This window comes from Grylomicrobium aquisgranense (assembly GCF_033971865.1).
In the GTDB taxonomy this organism is placed as follows: domain Bacteria; phylum Bacillota_I; class Bacilli_A; order Erysipelotrichales; family Erysipelotrichaceae; genus Bulleidia; species Bulleidia massiliensis.
The window spans coordinates 103,672-119,693 of record NZ_JALBUR010000001.1; the positions used below are offsets into that span (position 1 = coordinate 103,672).

Here is a 16,022-nt window from a genome sequence, read left to right on the forward strand (position 1 = left end):
AGAAAGAGGGGATGAACCATGACAAAAAAAGACCAATACCGGCTGATGATGACAGGACTGATGTTTGCCTTTGGCATGGCAGCGCAGTACCAGACCGTACCGGCATTACTGTTCTCTGCCGCTATGCTTGCCGTATCTCTTACAGGAATGAAGAAGGAAGAAATTGTGCCATCTATTGTGGGGATCATCATCATGGAAGGCTATCTGCTGCTGTGCGGACTCTTCTTCACAGAACCGGTGTTTATCCTGCTGACCATTGATGCTGTCCGCGTTTGTATGAAATATCTCTGGAATGAAGACAGCTGCCTGAAAACAGGGATTGTTTTCTGCGCTGTCTATGCTGTGATGAGAATCATTGCCATGGCAGTACTGGAGCCATCCTGCACTTCCATTCTTGACCTGCTTTTCATACCTGTGGCTGCCGGAACCGCAAAACAGCTGTTTTTTGCAAAAAGGAGCCATGGCAGAAGGAGGACAACCGGTGTAGAATACCAATTATGACAAAATGGCTGGTGCAAAAACTGATTCCAGATTCCAATGACACAAAGAAAGAGAGTGTAAGGCTTGCTTATGGCACGCTTGGCAGTGTTGCAGGCATTGTATGCAATCTGTTCCTGTTTGCTCTCAAACTGACCATTGGCATGATGATGCATGCCATGGCCATCACTGCAGATGCCCTGAACAATCTGTCTGACTGCATTACCTGCATTGTCTCACTGGCTGGCTATCACATGGCCGCAAGACCTGCTGACAAAGATCATCCTTTTGGACATGGCCGCATGGAATACGTGATCAGCTTCGGTGCCTCTATTCTGATCTGTCTGGTTGCCCTGGAACTGTTCAAAAGCAGTATTGCCAGCGTCTTTCATCCAGAGACAATCACATTTTCACTTCCGCTGTTTTTCATTCTGCTGGCATCGGTATTAGTCAAAGTATGGATGGCAGCTTTCTACAGATACCTTGGCAAAGCAACCGATAATACAATCCTGCTTGCCAGTTCCCAGGATTCCAGAAGCGATGTACTGACAACCAGTGTCACACTACTTTCTATACTTCTGTCACTCATATGGAAGAATGCTCCTGTGGATGGCATCATGGGTGCGCTTGTTTCCATCCTGATCCTGAAATCCGGCTTCTCACTGGCAAAAGAGATCGTTGACAGGATTCTTGGCAGACCGGTGGATGCCCAGCTGACCAGCCGCATTGAAGCGATGATCCTCGCCCATCCGGAAGCACTTGGCGTCCATGATCTGATCATTCATGACTATGGTCCGGGAAAGAAGATCGGATCTGCCCACGTGGAGCTGGAAAGCACGATGAGCTTTGTCGGTGCCCACCAGCTTGCGGATGCATGTGAGCAGGAAATCCGTGATCAGCTCCATGTGGATATGACTCTGCATACAGATCCGGTGGATACCGAAGATCCACAGCGGCAGCACTACCGCCAGGAAATTCTCGATCTGCTCAAAGAAATGAATGCAGGTATTACCATGCATGATTTCCGCATCGACCATGATGAAGAAAAAATTATCCTGATCTTTGATCTTCTGGTTCCGTTTGAATGCCCGTTGTCACAGCAGGAAATTGCCAATAGAATCAACAGTGAGCTCAAATGCGATCCTGCCAGCCTGGAAACACGCATCACGTTTGACCATGCCTTTACCGAAGGAGAGCCATCATGAAAAACAAAGGAAGTTTCCTGCTGCTATTAACAGCATTCATCTGGGGTATGGCCTTTGTTGCCCAGAGTGCCGCTATGGACAATGTAGGTCCATGGACCTTCAACTGTGTGCGTTCCATCATCGGTGGACTGACATTACTGGTACTGATGCCGTTTCTTCATAAGCTTGTTCCACCGGTGCATTCTTCAGGAAAAGAGCTGCTCAAAGGGGGCATTGCCTGCGGTCTGCTGCTTGGCACCAGTTCCATGCTGCAGCAGGTAGGTATTATGAGCACAGCGGTAGGCAAGGCTGGCTTTCTCACAGCCCTTTATGTTGTATTTGTACCGCTCTTTCTTGCCTTTGGCGGCAGACATATCCAAAAGCGCATCTGGTTCAGTGTTGCTCTTGCCGTAGGAGGCCTGTACTTCCTGTGCATGAACGGATCTTTCCGCCTGGCAAAAGGAGATATTCTATTACTGCTATGTGCCTGCGGATTTGCCCTGCATATCATTACCGCTGACCACTTTACATCCCATACCGATGGCATCTGGCTGAGCTGTCTGCAGTTTTTTACAGCAGGACTGCTGTGCGCAGGACCAATGCTCTTCATTGAAAAGCCATCACTTCATGATCTGCTCAATGCGGCAGTGCCAATCCTGTATGCCGGCATCCTGTCCAGCGGAGCAGGATATACCATGCAGATCATCGGACAGAAAGACACCGAGCCAGCCATTGCTTCCCTGCTGATGTCGCTGGAATCTGTCTTTGCATGTATAGGAGGATTTCTGCTGCTGCACCAGGTATTGACCATCCGGGAAATCTTTGGCTGCATGCTGACCTTCAGTGCAGTCATTCTTGCTCAGCTGCCATTGGATAAAAAGAAAGAAACACTGCCGAAAACATCTGCCAGCCGGAATGATTCATGATCCCAGATATATGTTTGAAAATGTGAAGTCTGCTTCCTAAAAGAATTTGCCAGATTCACTGACAGCCAGAAAGAGATAATCCGTAAAACAGTCATGGAAATGATTTGGATTCATGACAATCTGAACGCATGTATACCTGAGGTATACCTTGTATGCGCTGCAGAGCGCATTATTTTTATCGCCGCGACATTCATGGCAGGAAGCACAGATCTGTATAGATACACTTAATCTGGTTCCCATCAGGAAGACTGCAGAACGGTCTGATGTCTCTGTTCCGTGTGCCTTCAACAATCGTCATACGTTTCTCAGTCTTCTGGAAGAGATTGTCGGGAATGAAAATGAACTGATGGCAGGAACAACACAGTGGTTTCACTGCCATATCACCGGGGAATCTTTAAAGGAGCAGCATTTATTCAGGATCAATGCGTCCTATTAAAGCATTCATCCCCATGTGTGAACGAAGCATTTTGCTTTTCACTATTGAGAAATGGCTGACTTTAATACATCAACTCTTTCATTTAGTTCATTTATCATTTAGAGTATTTCTGAAAAGAGTATTGAGGGATCTGTATGTCAGTCAGCAGGTACAAAAACGGTGATATCTGTAACCACTGATTTATTATGCAAATGTATAATTTTGCTGATTTATCAGGTTTTGAGCTGCTTCTGCTTATTGTACACTCCCTGAGGAAAAAAGCCGAAATAGCTATGTTTAATAATACTCTCTTTTTAGGTGAGCTCGACATGCGTAATACACAGGTAGCGCTGTCAAAGCTGATCAGAGAGTGTGTCGTTTGTTGTGGATTCTATCTGTTTCCTACAGTACGACTTCGTATCTTACAGCAACGCGCTTTTATGTCCAATCAGATGTAACCAGAGGGAAAGGAGCATATTCTCCATCATGGTCACGAAGTTTTTAAAACAGAATATTCTGCTTTCGATGTGTCTTGTTTTTGCTGGTATCTTCAGTGGATGCCAGAAGAAAGATGATGCGGCAGTGCATGTAAAAGGCTGTCAGTTTATTATTCCGCATGGCGATCACTATGATATCGGTACTGAACTTCATCTGGATCAGCCAATGAACAGGCATACCGGAAGTATGCAGATTGAAGACCAGAAATTTCTGGACATGGTCACCATTATTGACAACGCAGACGAATCACCAGATGATACAGATCTTTGTCCCGCTGAAGGGTATACAGCAAGCACAGCCAAGGAACAGATATCTGTAAAGATTCCGGATGATAAAGTGGATGATGTCAAAGCTATCATGAAAGACTATCAATATCAGATTGCATATGACAGCAGTGACGGCTATCCGGGTTTCTCTTATACTATGACACTTCCGCTGATTGACAAAACGGAATAACAGACAGATATGAATTACCTGTAGTAATTTTCCTGGTATTCAGGTGTATTTTGAACAGACAGCTATGTGAACTTGCATTCCGTCTGTGCTTGTTGCTTTGAACTCGTCTGATACGGATGCAGCAGAAATAGTGATCAGACGGGCAGCAGAGGGAAGAAAAAGCGTCTCCTGATTCTTTCATGACTGTCTTGCTTGCGTACATGATCGGAATGCAAGCCAATACAATGCAATAGATCTGTTGCACTGCGTTTTGCAATTTAGAAACTATCAGGAAAATATTATAGAAATGATGAGACCATAAAGATAGATTGATTGTGACAACGTCTATAATTTGTGATTTAGTAAAATGAAACTTCTCAAGGTCGATGTATAAGACTGTTTGAACTTACAAGCAAATACAGAAATATTAGATAAAATAAGTGCAAAAATGAATAATAGGACAAATAAGATTCTGCTGATCGCTGTACTTGTTTCGCTGGGATTGAATGTTTTTCTTGGCATAAAGCTCTATCAGAACAGGACAACGACATCAGATGTTGAGATCAGCTATGATGCGATCAATCCCGTGGATTTTCAGCAGGGGGAGAATGTGATTCTTGCTCAGGGAACCTCACAGTATCCCCATGACGCATTGAGCTATCTTTTGCTGGTGGACAATGAAGGGCAGATTGAGAAGATCTATTGTCTTGATGGACAGTATGGTGCGATTGCGTTCAATGATCAGACAGGTGAAGTGGTTGTGCTTGGAGAAAAAAATGTGCTGAGAATTGGGACGTCTGTGACGCAGGAACAGGATGCCAATCCACAGTTTCTTTCGCAGCAACGCAGTGACATCTATTTTAGCAGGAACCGTATCTATGTGAATTCGCAGCCGGTGAAGGATGAGAGGCTTGGCTTTACGCCGAAGCTAGGCTATGCAGGATTTGTGGATCTTTCTTCTCTTGGTACCGATCTGCATATGATGCCGGTTGGTGTTGTGATTGTTTCGGGAAAATAGATGATTGTAACAATATGGCAGCAGGGGATTTGAAGTGATCTCCTTATCGGGTGCAAAAGCCTGACAGTTTAAGAGGTTATAGGATTAGCATAGACTAATTTCTTGCATATGAAAAAGACGCATTGTCATGATGCGTCTTTTCAAGGGTGTTACTGATTGTCAGCAGTTTCCTCTTTTTCTGTCTTTTCTTCAGTTTCTGCTGTTTCGCTGTTTTCTTCTGCCCTGGCAGGTTCAACAGGATCTTCTTTGCCTGCGTTGCTTCCGGCAGCTTTCAGCATCAGCTCGGTCACCTTGCGGGTATAAGCAACCGGATCATCAACCGGCAGACCCTGGATTAACATTGCCTGATCATACAGCACACCGGCATAGTCTTTCAGCTGTGCCTTATCATTCTTGTAGGCATCCTGCAGAACTTTGAAGATCGGATGGTCAGGATTGATCTCCAGAATCTTTTCAGCCTTGATATGCTGGTTCATCGGATCCTGTGACATATACTTCTCCATCTCCAGGGAAACACCTTCATCAGAAACAATGATCACCGGATCATCCTTCAGACGGGAAGAAATACGCACTTCCTTGACCTTGCCATCCAGATCATCCTTGATGGCTGTAAGCATATCCTTGTTCTTCTCAGCCGTCTCCTCCTTGGCTTTCTTCTCTTCCTCTGTATCCAGGTCCAGATCACCCTTGGAGATATTCTGGAACGGCTTATCCGCATAAGACTGCATGATACCGGAGAAGAACTCATCACGCTCATCCAGGAAGTACAGAACCTCATAACCCTTGTCAATCACTTTGGCAAAGATCGGGGAACGCTTGATCTCTTCAATCGAACTGCCGCAGGCATAATAGATTGCCTTCTGTTCCTTCGGCATTCTGTCTGTATATTCCTTCAAAGTGACATATTTGTCTTCCTTGCTGGACTTGAACAGAATCAGATCCTGCAGTTTCTCTTTATTTACGCCATAGTCACGGTAGACACCATACTTCAGATTCAGGCCGAAGTTGTCAAAGAACTTTTCATAACCGGCCCGGTCATTCTTGAGCATATCCTCCAGGGCATTGTGAACCTTGGTTTCAATTGACTTGGCAATGGCCTTGACCTGACGGTCCTGCTGCAGCATCTCTCTGGAGATGTTCAGATTCAGATCATCACTGTCGACAAGACCTCTGACAAACCGGTAATACTCCGGCACCAGATCCTTGCACTTATCCAGGATAAACACACCCTTGGAATACAGCTGCAGGCCTGGTTCATAATCGGAGTAATAGAAGTTGTACGGTGTCTTGGAAGGAATGAACAGCAGGGCGGTGTAAGATACATTGCCTTCCACATGATAGTGGATGACTTTTTGCGGATCTTCCCAGTCACCAAACTTAGCCTTGTAGAATTCGTTGTATTCCTCCGGCTTGATCTCATTCTTGTTCTTCTTCCACAGCGGTATCATCGAGTTCAGTGTCTGCATCTCTGTGGTTGTGATTGTCTTGTCCTTATCTGTTGGATCCGGAATGCTCTTTTCACACTCCATCTCGATCGGATAGCGGACATAGTCACTGTACTTCTTCACCAGATCACGGATCTTGTACTCCTGCAGATAATCAGAATACTTCTCATCATCTGTATCATCCTTGAGATCCAGCGTAATTCTGGTGCCAGGTCCATCCTTTTCAATCTTGGAAATCACATAGCCGTCTTCACCGGAAGAACTCCAGGAATAAGCCTGATCACTGTGGACACTCTTTGTCTCTACCAGCACATGCTTGGCAACCATGAAGGCAGAATAGAAACCAACACCAAACTGGCCGATGATATTGGTGTCCTCATCTGCTTTCTCCATTGCCTGACGGAACTCAGCGGAACCGGATCTGGCAATCGTGCCAAGATTCTTCTCCAGTTCCTCATCCGTCATACCGACGCCATTGTCTTCAATGACCAGCTGACGGGTATCCGGATGGCGCTCAATCGTAATCTTGAGATCCTTTGCATCATCCGGATGATCATGATCCGTCAATGATAAATAGTGGCGCTTATCCAGCGCATCACTGGCATTGGAAATCAACTCACGCAGGAAGATTTCCTTATTGGTGTAAATGGAATTGATCATCAATTCCAACAGCCGCTTTGATTCTGCTTTAAACTGTCTTTTTGCCATAACCAACACCTCCGTTTAGCACTCTTACTTTTAAACTGCTAATGTATATTAGCACTCCTATATGATGATTGCAAACGGTATCTGACAGTATGCAAACAGGCTTGTTCCATTTATAATGGCAAAGTAGATGAACTGATAATCAATTGCGGAGGTGTAGAAATGTCTAGCAAAGATCATAGACAGAATCATGACAGAAAGCAGGAAGAAAGCCTGCACAGGGTGAATCTCAATATGAGAAAGCTGCGGATCAAAGCAGGAATGACACAGCGTGAGCTTGGCGAGAAGATCGGCCTTGACCACCGCAGCATTTCTGCCTATGAAAACGGGCATTATGAACCCGGTGCATCGGTCATCATCAAGTACTGTGATGTCTTTCATATCACACCGGATGAACTGCTTGGCTATCACACACATGAAGAGGATGCCAGATATTTCCTGACACCGGATGAGATCAATATGGTGATGGCATTCCGGCGCCGGCCTGAATACGTACAGATGTCCGTCAAGACACTGTGCCTGCATGGATACCGTTTTCTGAGTGAAGAAGAAGATATTCGCCAGGACATGGAATGGGTGGAAAACCGCAAAAGACAGATGAAGATTCAGAAGAATATGGAGAAGTGGGCACAGAATGTTAAGAAATCCGGTGAAAGTCAGAAAGGATGAATGGGCCGCTCAAGATAGAAAACAAGGCTTGTTTGTACTAAAATAGTCCTATGAGAGAAATTGAAGCTGCGCAATTGGTTCCATTGATTTCTGATGCATGCGGCCATATGGCCGTCTATTATCAGCCGGATGTCTATCAGTCCCTCAAGGATGCCAGGAGTCAGGAAACCGGCATCTCAGCCCAGGTCATGGATATCCTGCTGGAAAATGCGGATGTGGCTGTCAGAGAACATCTGCCCATCTGTCAGGATACTGGTCTTGTGACTGCCTATGTCACACTTGGACAGGATATCCACATAAACGGCTCTCTTGTTGAAAACATCCAGAAAGGTGTTTCACATGGATACACAAAGAATCATCTGCGTGCCTCTGCTGTGGATGACCCGCTGTTTGCGCGCCATAATACCGGTGACAATACACCTGCCATCATCTATACCAATGTTGTGGAAGGAGATACTTTCCAGATTGATCTGATGGCAAAGGGCTTTGGCTCAGAGAATATGTCAGCACTCAAGATGCTGAAACCTGCCGAAGGACTGGATGGTGTCAGGCAGTTTGTGCTGGATGCGATCAAGGCAGCCGGTCCCAATGCCTGCCCGCCGATGGTTGTCGGTGTCGGCATCGGCGGCACCTTTGACTACAGTGCATATCTTGCCAAGAAAGCACTGCTGCGTCCATTGTCACAAAGCAATCCGGATCCCCACTATGCAGATCTGGAACAGCAGCTGCTGCGTGAAGCTAACAAACTTAATATCGGCCCCATGGGCCTGCATGGACACACTACTGTACTGAAAGTACAGACAGAGTATTATCCAACCCATATTGCCGGCCTGCCATGTGCAGTCAATATCTGCTGCCATGCCTGCCGCCATGAAAGGATCGTGCTGTGATGAAAGAAATTCATCTGCCACTGACGGAAGAAGAAATTGCCAGCCTGCATGCCGGTGATGGCGTATTATTGTCAGGCGTCATTTATACAGCCAGAGATGCTGCCCATAAGCGGATGGCCCAGTTAATCAAAGAGGGTAAGCCGCTGCCATTTGATCTCAATGGCAGTGTCATTTACTACGTTGGTCCAACACCCGGTGATGACCGCCATCTGATTGGCTCAGCCGGTCCGACAACTTCTTCCCGCATGGATGTTTACACACCCAAACTGCTGGACCTTGGCCTGAAGGCAACGATTGGCAAAGGACGCCGTTGTGAAGCTGTCAAAGAAGCCATTGTCCGCAACAAAGCCATCTATTTCATCGCGGTCGGGGGAGCAGGTGCTTTGATGTCACACTGCATCACATCGTGTGAAACCATCGCCTTTGACGATCTTCTTTCCGAAGCAGTCAGAAAGCTGACCGTGAAAGATCTGCCGTGTTTTGTCGGCATCGATGCCAGCGGAAATGATATTTATGATACGAAAGGAAGCCAGCTATGAGTGATCTTTATGAAGAATCTCTGCAGATGCATGCACGCTATCATGGCAAGCTGAAAGTGGAACCAAAGGTTCCCTGTCAGGATGCCCATGATCTTTCTATTGCCTACACGCCAGGTGTTGCCCAGCCATGCCTGGAAATCCAGAAAAACCCTGAAAACAGCTATAAGTATACCGACCGCGGCAATACGGTAGCGGTTGTTTCAGATGGTACGGCCGTACTTGGCTTAGGTGATATCGGTGCCCAGGCCGCATTGCCGGTTATGGAAGGCAAGGCGCTCCTGATGAAGCGGTTTGCCGGCATTGACGGCTGGCCGATCTGCCTGAACACCAAGGATCCTCAGGAAATCATCAACATCGTCAAAGCACTGGAACCAAGCTTTGGTGCCATCTGCCTGGAAGATATCTCGGCACCGCGCTGTGTGACCATTGAGCGCACACTGATCGAGCAGATGCATATCCCGGTCTTTCATGATGACCAGCATGGCACTGCCATTGTGGTTCTTGCGGCATTGATCAATGCACTCAAACTGCGCCATGAAAAACCGGAGAACATGAAGGTGGTCATCAGCGGCACCGGTGCTGCCGGATCCAGTATCATCCGGATGCTGTACCATTATGGCTTCCATCACATCTATGCCTTTGATATCAACGGCTGCCTGCGTCCTTCACACCGTGAAGAATATGACGGCCTGCGACAGGAACTGCTGCAGTATGTCAACCTCGATGGACGAGATTATCAAAGCCTTGCGGAAGGACTGAAAGATGCGGATATCTTCATCGGTGTTTCTGCACCGCGCCTTGTGACCAAAGAAATGGTCGCGTCCATGCATGAAAAGAATATTGTCTTCCCGATGGCCAACCCGGAACCGGAAATCACATATCAGGAAGCCAAGGATGCCGGGGCATGGATCGTGGGTACAGGCAGAAGCGATAATCCTAATCAGGTGAACAATCTGCTTGCTTTCCCGGGTCTGTTCCGCGGTGCCCTGGATGCCCATGCGACCAGAATCACGGAAGACATGAAGATTGCAGCATCCATGGCCATTGCCTCATTGATTGATGAGAAGGATCTCAGTATAGATCACATTATTGCATCGCCGTTTGATGAGAGGGTTGTACCGGCAGTTGCCAAGGCAGTTGCCAATGAAGCCGTTCGGTCTGGCTTTGTACGTTCATAAATACGCAAAACAGGGGTGGGGGAATATATGACACAAGCACAGGACAGCAGCTATCGAAGTTGGCTGACATCAATCCGAATATCCGGACGGCTGTATCTGCATGAAAAAGCGGAAGTACAGCGCATTGAAAAAGAACATCCGGATTTTAAGAATATGCCGTTTTCACCTGATCTGATCAAGATCGGTGTCGCTGATGATACCGGCTGTGGAGAGCTGGAACTGTATCAGTATCTGCTGGAAGACATTGCAAGAATCGAGAAGGTCTTTGAAGCCGTGGAGAATCTGTGCGGGACATCTGCCAGGCAGATTCTGTGGCATCACTTTATTGAACTGGATACACAGGAAGATCTCGCCAGCCGTCTGCACATTTCCAGAAGACAGCTGCAATATGCAATGAATAAGTGGATGAAGAAGGTATATGACGATGGACAGTGAGTGCACAGATCAGTATACATTTGCGTATTTTAAGAAAGCATGTCATGGTTACTTCAATGATCTTGGCAGACTGCAGCAGCTGCAGCTGCACCGCAGGCAGCTGATTCACAATGCCGAGGGGGTACATTCTGTTGATCTTACCAAGGTCATGGGAAAGGACAATCACCAGCCATCGTCTGATCCGCGGTTGGAAATCATGCATCAGAAAGACCTGACAGAACAGGAAATTCAGCAGGTATTGGGCAGGATCCAGTACATTATTACGGTACTGGAGAATATACCCGATCCTGGCTGCCGGGCTCTTCTGTGGCGCGCGTATGTCCAGCGTAAACCAGTCAATCTGTTGGCATCCCATCTTTCTCTGTCAACGGATTATGTCCTGAAGCTGCTGAAAGAAGAAGTCAGAGCGAGCCTGAAAAAGATGCAGAACCATGATGCTCTGCAGCAGCGCAATGCTGTTGTTTCCACATGCGAAAATGAAAAGCCAGAAGAGAACAGCCTGTGACATCTCACAGGCTGTTTTCTGGCTGCTTCTGATAGGTACGTATGACAAACTGGCCGGTAAGAGGAAATGAGCCTGCCTGTGCCAGTTTTTCTTTACCTTTGATCCCGGTTTTATAAGCATAGGGCGTCATGGCAAACAAGGCATGCATCAGATCAGCGGCAACACAAAATGTATCTGTAATGACCTTTTGATCCGTCAGTACCAGGGAGGTATCCAGCGGCTTGATGACATTGCGGTAGGGCTTTTCATAGAGAATCTGCTTCATCTCAATCAGATGATCAGGCCCTGGCGTGACAAAGACAAAATGCCCGCCTGGCACAAGCAGTCTTTCGATTTCATCTTTTGCAAAAGGGGCAAAGCAGGTCAGAATCAGATTGGCACATGCATCAGGAAAGGGCAGATCAAAGATGGATGCCAGCACATACTGTGTGGATGAATCATGTCTGGCAGCGTGCTTCAAAGCATCCTTGGACAGATCAATGCCATATTTCTGATTTGCAGGAATCTTCTGTGTGTAATAGCCTTCCCCACAGGCAAGATCCAGAAATGTATCCGGATGATATGCTTCGATCTCTTTGACAAGCGCATCCCGCAGAAAGCCATAGGCCCCGCTGGCAAGGAATGCACTTCTGGCCTGAATCATTTCCTTATTGTCGCCATGGGCTTTTTTCTGCGAAAGAAACAGGTTCAGATAACCGCTGGAGGCATAGTCAAAGCAATGGCCGTTCAGGCAGATGGCCTGATGATCCTGATGAGATAAAGGCTGATGACAGATCGGACATAATATTTGCATGGCTCTATTGTAACAAAATCAGCAGGACGCTGACAGAAAGAATGTTGACTGGGAGTCAGTCATATGCTATATAACATCCAGGAGGTATCCATGAAAGACAGTAAGAACACAGAAGAGAGAAAACAGGAATTCGTGGATGCGGCGGAGAAGCTGTTCAAGGAGAACGGCATCATGGACACGACAGTGAATAACATCGTGAAGGAACTTGATGTTGCTAAGGGACTGTTCTATTACTACTTCAAGTCAAAGGATGATGTGATTGATGCCATCAGCCAGAAATACAATGATGCATTCAATCAGTCAATGATGAAGGATATGAGCAGCACCGACTGGAAGCAGCAGGTGGATCAGTTCATAGACAACTGCATTCAGTCTTTTGCGGATATGGACGCAAAGCTGCAAGGCAAGCGGGATGATGTGGATCTGTCTGCGCTGAGCAGCCGCAGTGTGCATGAGGCAAAGCAGGCCAGTTCCAGGGCGTTAAGAACGCTGTTGGAAGAGGGAAACCGTATCAAGAAAACAGCCATCTGTGACGCAGATTATTATGCAGATCTGATTACCGGCGGGATTGCCTACATGGTATCCAAGGGTGACAGAGATGCTGAGAAGATCAAAGAGATTGTATGGGATCTGATCAACAGATCCGGAAAGGATGAAAACAATGAGTGATTTTGACAAGCAGTTTAATGATTTCGCAGATATGGTCGCAAAGTATGTCAACGTTGGTGTACAGAAAGTAAAGGATGTGGCAGACTTCCAGACAAAGAAGATGAAGCTGCAGTCTGAAATCGGTCAGAACCAGCGCGATATTACCAAGGCATATACAAAGCTTGGCCAGGCATACTATGAGGCAAAGGAAAACAATGCCCAGATGTCTGATGTGGAAGATGTCATGGAATTGATCCGCTCGAAGAAGAAGCTTGTGGATATGCTGCAGGAAAAGCTGGATGCCATGAAAGACAGCGAAGAAGAATAACAGATACAAAAAAAGACACTGGCATGATTATTCATCATGCTGGTGTCTTTCATGATAGGAGTAAATGCATCCACAGTAATCCTGGTGATACAGGTTAAACTCTGAAACAATCTCATCCCGGCGGACCTGTCCGCCTTTTTTCTTGAAATCTGATACAAAGTAGTGGATATCCGGATAGTCTTTCGCCAGTTCAAGACCAATCTGATTCAATACCTGGCTGTCTTTCTGGCGGGAGATTGTCATCACTGTCGTAAACCAGGCAAAGCCATGCGCATGGGCATACGCAAAGCCCTCTTTCATTCGTGCCCGATAGCAGCCAAAACACCGCTTCCATCCTTCCGGATCATCCGCCCGTGCACTGAGCACTTCTCTTGTATACGCGGCATTGTCATACGGCGGTACAACAACTTTGACATCATCCATACCTAATAATGGCAGCAGCCGTTCCAGCTCCTGTTCACGCCGCTGATATTCACTGGCAGGGTAGATGTTGGAATTGTTGTAGAGAATCGTGATATCAAAATAATCATGCAGAAATTCCAGCGGCCATCCTGCACACGGCCCGCAGCAGGCATGCATCAGCAGCTTTGGCTTTGTGCCGGATACCTTTACCTGCTTCAATTCATCCAGTGATTTCAGATACCAGTTGGTGCGCTGAGATGATTTCCGGCTGGCTAGATAGGTACGATATTCTTCCTTTTCAGACTCATTCATGGGTTAAGAACATGCAGTCTCCAAACGAGAAGAAGCGGTACTTCTCATCTACGGCATGCTTGTAAGCCTTCATGACAAGATCATAGCCAGCCAGTGCACAGATCATCATGATCAATGTGCTCTTGGGAAGATGAAAGTTTGTTAACATGCCATCGATTGTATGGTACTGATAGCCCGGATAGATAAACAGACGCGTCTCCATCGTGCACTCATGGAAGCTGCCATACTTGTTCCAGACAGATTCCAGCGTACGGACAGAAGTTGTGCCAATGGCAATGATTCTTCTGCCCTCAGCCTTGGCCTGATTCAGGATGTCCGCTGCTTCTTTGGACATATAGCATACCTCGGCATGCATCTGATGTTCCTTGACATTCTCTGTATCCATTGGGCGGAATGTACCAAGACCCACATGCAGCGTCACATCTACGACTGTGACACCTTTCTCACGCAGCTTTGCAAAGATTTCCGGCGTGAAGTGCAGGCCTGCAGTCGGGGCAGCCGCACTGCCTTCCACTTTGGAATACACCGTCTGATAACGCTCCGGATCATTCAGCTTTTCATGAATGTACGGCGGCAGGGGAACCTCACCAAGCTGATCCAGAATCTCATTGAAGATGCCATCATAGATCATCTTGAACTTGCGCAGGCCCTTGTCTTCCACTTCCACACACTTTGCCTTCAGTCTGCCATCATGGAAGGAAACAACCGTACCAAGCTTGATGACATGGGCATTGCCAACCAGACACTCCCACACATCATCTTCCATCTGCCTTAACAGCAGCAGTTCCACATGGGCACCCGTGCCTTCCTTAGTACCATACAGACGGGCAGGAATGACACGCGTGTTATTGCGCACCAGTACATCTCCCTTATGGAAATATGACACGATATCATAGAAATGCTTGTCTTCCAGTTCACCGCTGTTCATATGCACAACCATCATGCGGCTGCCTGTGCGATCCTTTAACGGTGTCTGGGCAATCAGCTCCTTAGGCAGATCATAATCAAAATCACTTGTTTTCAGATTGTTGATATCCATTGTTAAAACCCTCTTTCATCAAACTTCATACTGGCCAGTGTCTGCCGCTTGAAATCATCATAGCGGTCTTCTTTGATCGCCTGGCGTACCTCTTCCATCAGTTTCAGCAGGAAGCGCGTGTTATGAATCGACAGCAGGCGGGTGCCGAATCCTTCCTTCGCCCGGGTCAGATGATGCAGATATGCACGGGAATAATTCCGGCATGTATAGCAGTCACACTGGGGGTCCAGCGGTCCAAAATCATCACGGTACTGCGGCCGGCTGATATTGATGCGGCCCTCACTTGTCATCAAAGTGCCATGGCGGGCAATACGGGTCGGCAGCACACAGTCACACATATCAATGTTCATGGAAACAGCTTCCAGCAGATCATTGACGGCACCAACCCCCATCAGATAGCGCGGCTTGTCAAAGGGAAGCTTCTCCTGGGACCATTTCACCATCCGGTACATTGTCGGCTTATCTTCACCAACGGAAGTGCCGCCGATGGCATAGCCGTCAAAGTCCATCTCCACAAGCTTTTCGGCACAATAGTCTCGCAGATCTTCATAGTCACCGCCCTGCACAATGCCAAACAATGCCTGCTCATCAGGACGCTGGTTGGCATCCTTGCCGCGCTTGGCCCAGCGCAGAGTCCGCTCCATTGATTTCTTTGCATAGTCATACGTGGCAGGATAGGGGATGCACTCATCAAAAGACATCATGATATCCGCTCCGATGCAGTTCTGAATATGAATAGACTTCTCTGGCGACAGAAACAGCTTGTCACCATTGCGGGGATTGCGGAAGGAGACGCCCTCCTCCTCAATTTTGCGCAGCTTTGCAAGAGAGAATACCTGAAAGCCGCCGGAGTCTGTTAACATCGGGCCATGATAGTTCATGAACTTCTGCACACCGCCTGCTTTTACAAGGATATCCTCGCCTGGCTGCAGCCACAGATGATACGTATTGGCCAGCACAACACCGGCTCCCATATCATACAATTCTTCCGGAGAGATGAATTTTACCGTTGCCTGTGTGCCTACCGGCATGAACATCGGTGTTTCCACATCCCCATGCGGTGTATGAAGAATACCGGTGCGGGCACCTGACTGCCGGCATATATGTGTAATCTCAAACTCAACTGGTCTCATAATTCCTCATTTCTGCCTGTCTAGTATAGCAGATACATCAGAAAAATC

The 16,022-nt window shown here is 47.2% G+C and carries 18 protein-coding genes; 13 read left to right on the forward strand and 5 right to left on the reverse strand.

The window, feature by feature from the left end:
* Window positions 1-18: 18 nt before the first annotated feature.
* The 5 genes from MOZ60_RS00525 (at window position 19) to MOZ60_RS00545 (ending at window position 4,953) form a co-directional block, all read left to right on the forward strand.
* Entirely contained in the window at window positions 19-501 is a 483-nt protein-coding gene (locus tag MOZ60_RS00525) for a hypothetical protein (RefSeq protein ID WP_370595266.1), read from the forward strand.
* Window positions 498-1,682 (forward strand): cation diffusion facilitator family transporter, encoded by a 1,185-nt coding sequence (locus tag MOZ60_RS00530; protein WP_370595267.1) that lies wholly within the window; start codon window positions 498-500, stop codon window positions 1,680-1,682. The genes MOZ60_RS00525 and MOZ60_RS00530 overlap by 4 nt, the downstream gene beginning before the upstream one ends.
* Window positions 1,679-2,587 carry a DMT family transporter gene (locus MOZ60_RS00535; RefSeq protein ID WP_370595268.1) on the forward strand — a complete coding sequence of 303 codons (909 nt, stop codon included), beginning with the start codon at window positions 1,679-1,681 and terminating at the stop codon, window positions 2,585-2,587. The genes MOZ60_RS00530 and MOZ60_RS00535 overlap by 4 nt, the downstream gene beginning before the upstream one ends.
* 901 nt (window positions 2,588-3,488) lie before the next feature.
* The gene (locus tag MOZ60_RS00540; protein ID WP_370595269.1) at window positions 3,489-3,956 is read left to right on the forward strand and encodes a hypothetical protein; all 468 of its coding nucleotides are present in this window, start codon (window positions 3,489-3,491) and stop codon (window positions 3,954-3,956) included.
* A 427-nt stretch (window positions 3,957-4,383) separates the two neighbouring features.
* On the forward strand, window positions 4,384-4,953 hold the full coding sequence (locus MOZ60_RS00545; protein ID WP_370595270.1) for a hypothetical protein: 570 nt from the start codon (window positions 4,384-4,386) through the stop codon (window positions 4,951-4,953).
* A gap of 149 nt (window positions 4,954-5,102) precedes the next feature.
* Here MOZ60_RS00545 and htpG read toward each other — a convergent pair whose 3' ends face one another.
* Window positions 5,103-7,106 carry a molecular chaperone HtpG gene (htpG, locus tag MOZ60_RS00550; protein ID WP_370595271.1) on the reverse strand — a complete coding sequence of 668 codons (2,004 nt, stop codon included), beginning with the start codon at window positions 7,104-7,106 and terminating at the stop codon, window positions 5,103-5,105.
* A 159-nt stretch (window positions 7,107-7,265) separates the two neighbouring features.
* On the opposite strand from htpG, the gene MOZ60_RS00555 reads away from it, so the two are divergent.
* Genes MOZ60_RS00555 through MOZ60_RS00580 form a run of 6 tightly spaced genes read left to right on the forward strand, consistent with a single transcriptional unit; the run spans window position 7,266 to window position 11,319 of the window.
* Window positions 7,266-7,772, forward strand: coding sequence for a helix-turn-helix domain-containing protein (locus tag MOZ60_RS00555; protein WP_370595272.1), 507 nt, complete (start codon window positions 7,266-7,268; stop codon window positions 7,770-7,772).
* A gap of 50 nt (window positions 7,773-7,822) precedes the next feature.
* Window positions 7,823-8,662: a fumarate hydratase gene (locus tag MOZ60_RS00560; protein WP_370595273.1), complete on the forward strand. Its 840-nt coding sequence runs from the start codon at window positions 7,823-7,825 to the stop codon at window positions 8,660-8,662.
* Entirely contained in the window at window positions 8,662-9,201 is a 540-nt protein-coding gene (locus tag MOZ60_RS00565; protein ID WP_277635496.1) for a Fe-S-containing hydro-lyase, read from the forward strand. Before MOZ60_RS00560 ends, MOZ60_RS00565 begins: the two co-directional genes overlap by 1 nt.
* A complete protein-coding gene (locus MOZ60_RS00570) occupies window positions 9,198-10,379 on the forward strand; it encodes an NAD(P)-dependent malic enzyme (protein WP_370595274.1) in 1,182 nt (393 codons plus the stop codon). The genes MOZ60_RS00565 and MOZ60_RS00570 overlap by 4 nt, the downstream gene beginning before the upstream one ends.
* A 27-nt stretch (window positions 10,380-10,406) precedes the next feature.
* On the forward strand, window positions 10,407-10,814 hold the full coding sequence (locus tag MOZ60_RS00575; RefSeq protein ID WP_370595275.1) for a hypothetical protein: 408 nt from the start codon (window positions 10,407-10,409) through the stop codon (window positions 10,812-10,814).
* Window positions 10,798-11,319 carry a hypothetical protein gene (locus tag MOZ60_RS00580; protein WP_135358277.1) on the forward strand — a complete coding sequence of 174 codons (522 nt, stop codon included), beginning with the start codon at window positions 10,798-10,800 and terminating at the stop codon, window positions 11,317-11,319. The genes MOZ60_RS00575 and MOZ60_RS00580 overlap by 17 nt, the downstream gene beginning before the upstream one ends.
* A gap of 4 nt (window positions 11,320-11,323) precedes the next feature.
* Here the strand turns inward: MOZ60_RS00580 and MOZ60_RS00585 are convergent, their stop codons facing one another.
* Entirely contained in the window at window positions 11,324-12,112 is a 789-nt protein-coding gene (locus MOZ60_RS00585) for a putative RNA methyltransferase (protein WP_370595276.1), read from the reverse strand.
* Window positions 12,113-12,202: 90 nt separating this feature from the next.
* Between MOZ60_RS00585 and MOZ60_RS00590 the strand changes: the two genes are divergently transcribed.
* Together MOZ60_RS00590 and MOZ60_RS00595 are read left to right on the forward strand one after the other, a co-directional pair.
* Entirely contained in the window at window positions 12,203-12,781 is a 579-nt protein-coding gene (locus MOZ60_RS00590) for a TetR/AcrR family transcriptional regulator (RefSeq protein ID WP_370595277.1), read from the forward strand.
* Window positions 12,774-13,088, forward strand: coding sequence for a hypothetical protein (locus tag MOZ60_RS00595; protein ID WP_108773959.1), 315 nt, complete (start codon window positions 12,774-12,776; stop codon window positions 13,086-13,088). The genes MOZ60_RS00590 and MOZ60_RS00595 overlap by 8 nt, the downstream gene beginning before the upstream one ends.
* 27 nt (window positions 13,089-13,115) lie before the next feature.
* On the opposite strand, the gene MOZ60_RS00600 is transcribed toward MOZ60_RS00595, so the two are convergent.
* Genes MOZ60_RS00600 through tgt form a run of 3 tightly spaced genes read right to left on the reverse strand, consistent with a single transcriptional unit; the run spans window position 13,116 to window position 15,974 of the window.
* Entirely contained in the window at window positions 13,116-13,802 is a 687-nt protein-coding gene (locus MOZ60_RS00600) for an epoxyqueuosine reductase QueH (RefSeq protein WP_370595278.1), read from the reverse strand.
* Complete coding sequence (gene queA, locus MOZ60_RS00605; RefSeq protein WP_108774468.1) at window positions 13,795-14,826, reverse strand: tRNA preQ1(34) S-adenosylmethionine ribosyltransferase-isomerase QueA; 1,032 nt, start codon at window positions 14,824-14,826, stop codon at window positions 13,795-13,797. Before queA ends, MOZ60_RS00600 begins: the two co-directional genes overlap by 8 nt.
* 17 nt (window positions 14,827-14,843) lie before the next feature.
* On the reverse strand, window positions 14,844-15,974 hold the full coding sequence (gene tgt / locus MOZ60_RS00610; RefSeq protein WP_277008482.1) for a tRNA guanosine(34) transglycosylase Tgt: 1,131 nt from the start codon (window positions 15,972-15,974) through the stop codon (window positions 14,844-14,846).
* Between the last annotated feature and the right edge of the window lie 48 nt (window positions 15,975-16,022).

Bases quoted from the DNA above. Each gene is read 5' to 3' on its own strand.
- MOZ60_RS00525 (WP_370595266.1), top strand. From the start codon at position 19: ATGACAAAAAAAGACCAATACCGGCTGATGATGACAGGACTGATGTTT.
- MOZ60_RS00530 (WP_370595267.1), top strand. From the start codon at position 498: ATGACAAAATGGCTGGTGCAAAAACTGATTCCAGATTCCAATGACACA.
- MOZ60_RS00535 (WP_370595268.1), top strand. From the start codon at position 1,679: ATGAAAAACAAAGGAAGTTTCCTGCTGCTATTAACAGCATTCATCTGG.
- MOZ60_RS00540 (WP_370595269.1), top strand. From the start codon at position 3,489: ATGGTCACGAAGTTTTTAAAACAGAATATTCTGCTTTCGATGTGTCTT.
- MOZ60_RS00545 (WP_370595270.1), top strand. From the start codon at position 4,384: ATGAATAATAGGACAAATAAGATTCTGCTGATCGCTGTACTTGTTTCG.
- htpG (WP_370595271.1), bottom strand. From the start codon at position 7,106: ATGGCAAAAAGACAGTTTAAAGCAGAATCAAAGCGGCTGTTGGAATTG.
- MOZ60_RS00555 (WP_370595272.1), top strand. From the start codon at position 7,266: ATGTCTAGCAAAGATCATAGACAGAATCATGACAGAAAGCAGGAAGAA.
- MOZ60_RS00560 (WP_370595273.1), top strand. From the start codon at position 7,823: ATGAGAGAAATTGAAGCTGCGCAATTGGTTCCATTGATTTCTGATGCA.
- MOZ60_RS00565 (WP_277635496.1), top strand. From the start codon at position 8,662: ATGAAAGAAATTCATCTGCCACTGACGGAAGAAGAAATTGCCAGCCTG.
- MOZ60_RS00570 (WP_370595274.1), top strand. From the start codon at position 9,198: ATGAGTGATCTTTATGAAGAATCTCTGCAGATGCATGCACGCTATCAT.
- MOZ60_RS00575 (WP_370595275.1), top strand. From the start codon at position 10,407: ATGACACAAGCACAGGACAGCAGCTATCGAAGTTGGCTGACATCAATC.
- MOZ60_RS00580 (WP_135358277.1), top strand. From the start codon at position 10,798: ATGACGATGGACAGTGAGTGCACAGATCAGTATACATTTGCGTATTTT.
- MOZ60_RS00585 (WP_370595276.1), bottom strand. From the start codon at position 12,112: ATGCAAATATTATGTCCGATCTGTCATCAGCCTTTATCTCATCAGGAT.
- MOZ60_RS00590 (WP_370595277.1), top strand. From the start codon at position 12,203: ATGAAAGACAGTAAGAACACAGAAGAGAGAAAACAGGAATTCGTGGAT.
- MOZ60_RS00595 (WP_108773959.1), top strand. From the start codon at position 12,774: ATGAGTGATTTTGACAAGCAGTTTAATGATTTCGCAGATATGGTCGCA.
- MOZ60_RS00600 (WP_370595278.1), bottom strand. From the start codon at position 13,802: ATGAATGAGTCTGAAAAGGAAGAATATCGTACCTATCTAGCCAGCCGG.
- tgt (WP_277008482.1), bottom strand. From the start codon at position 15,974: ATGAGACCAGTTGAGTTTGAGATTACACATATATGCCGGCAGTCAGGT.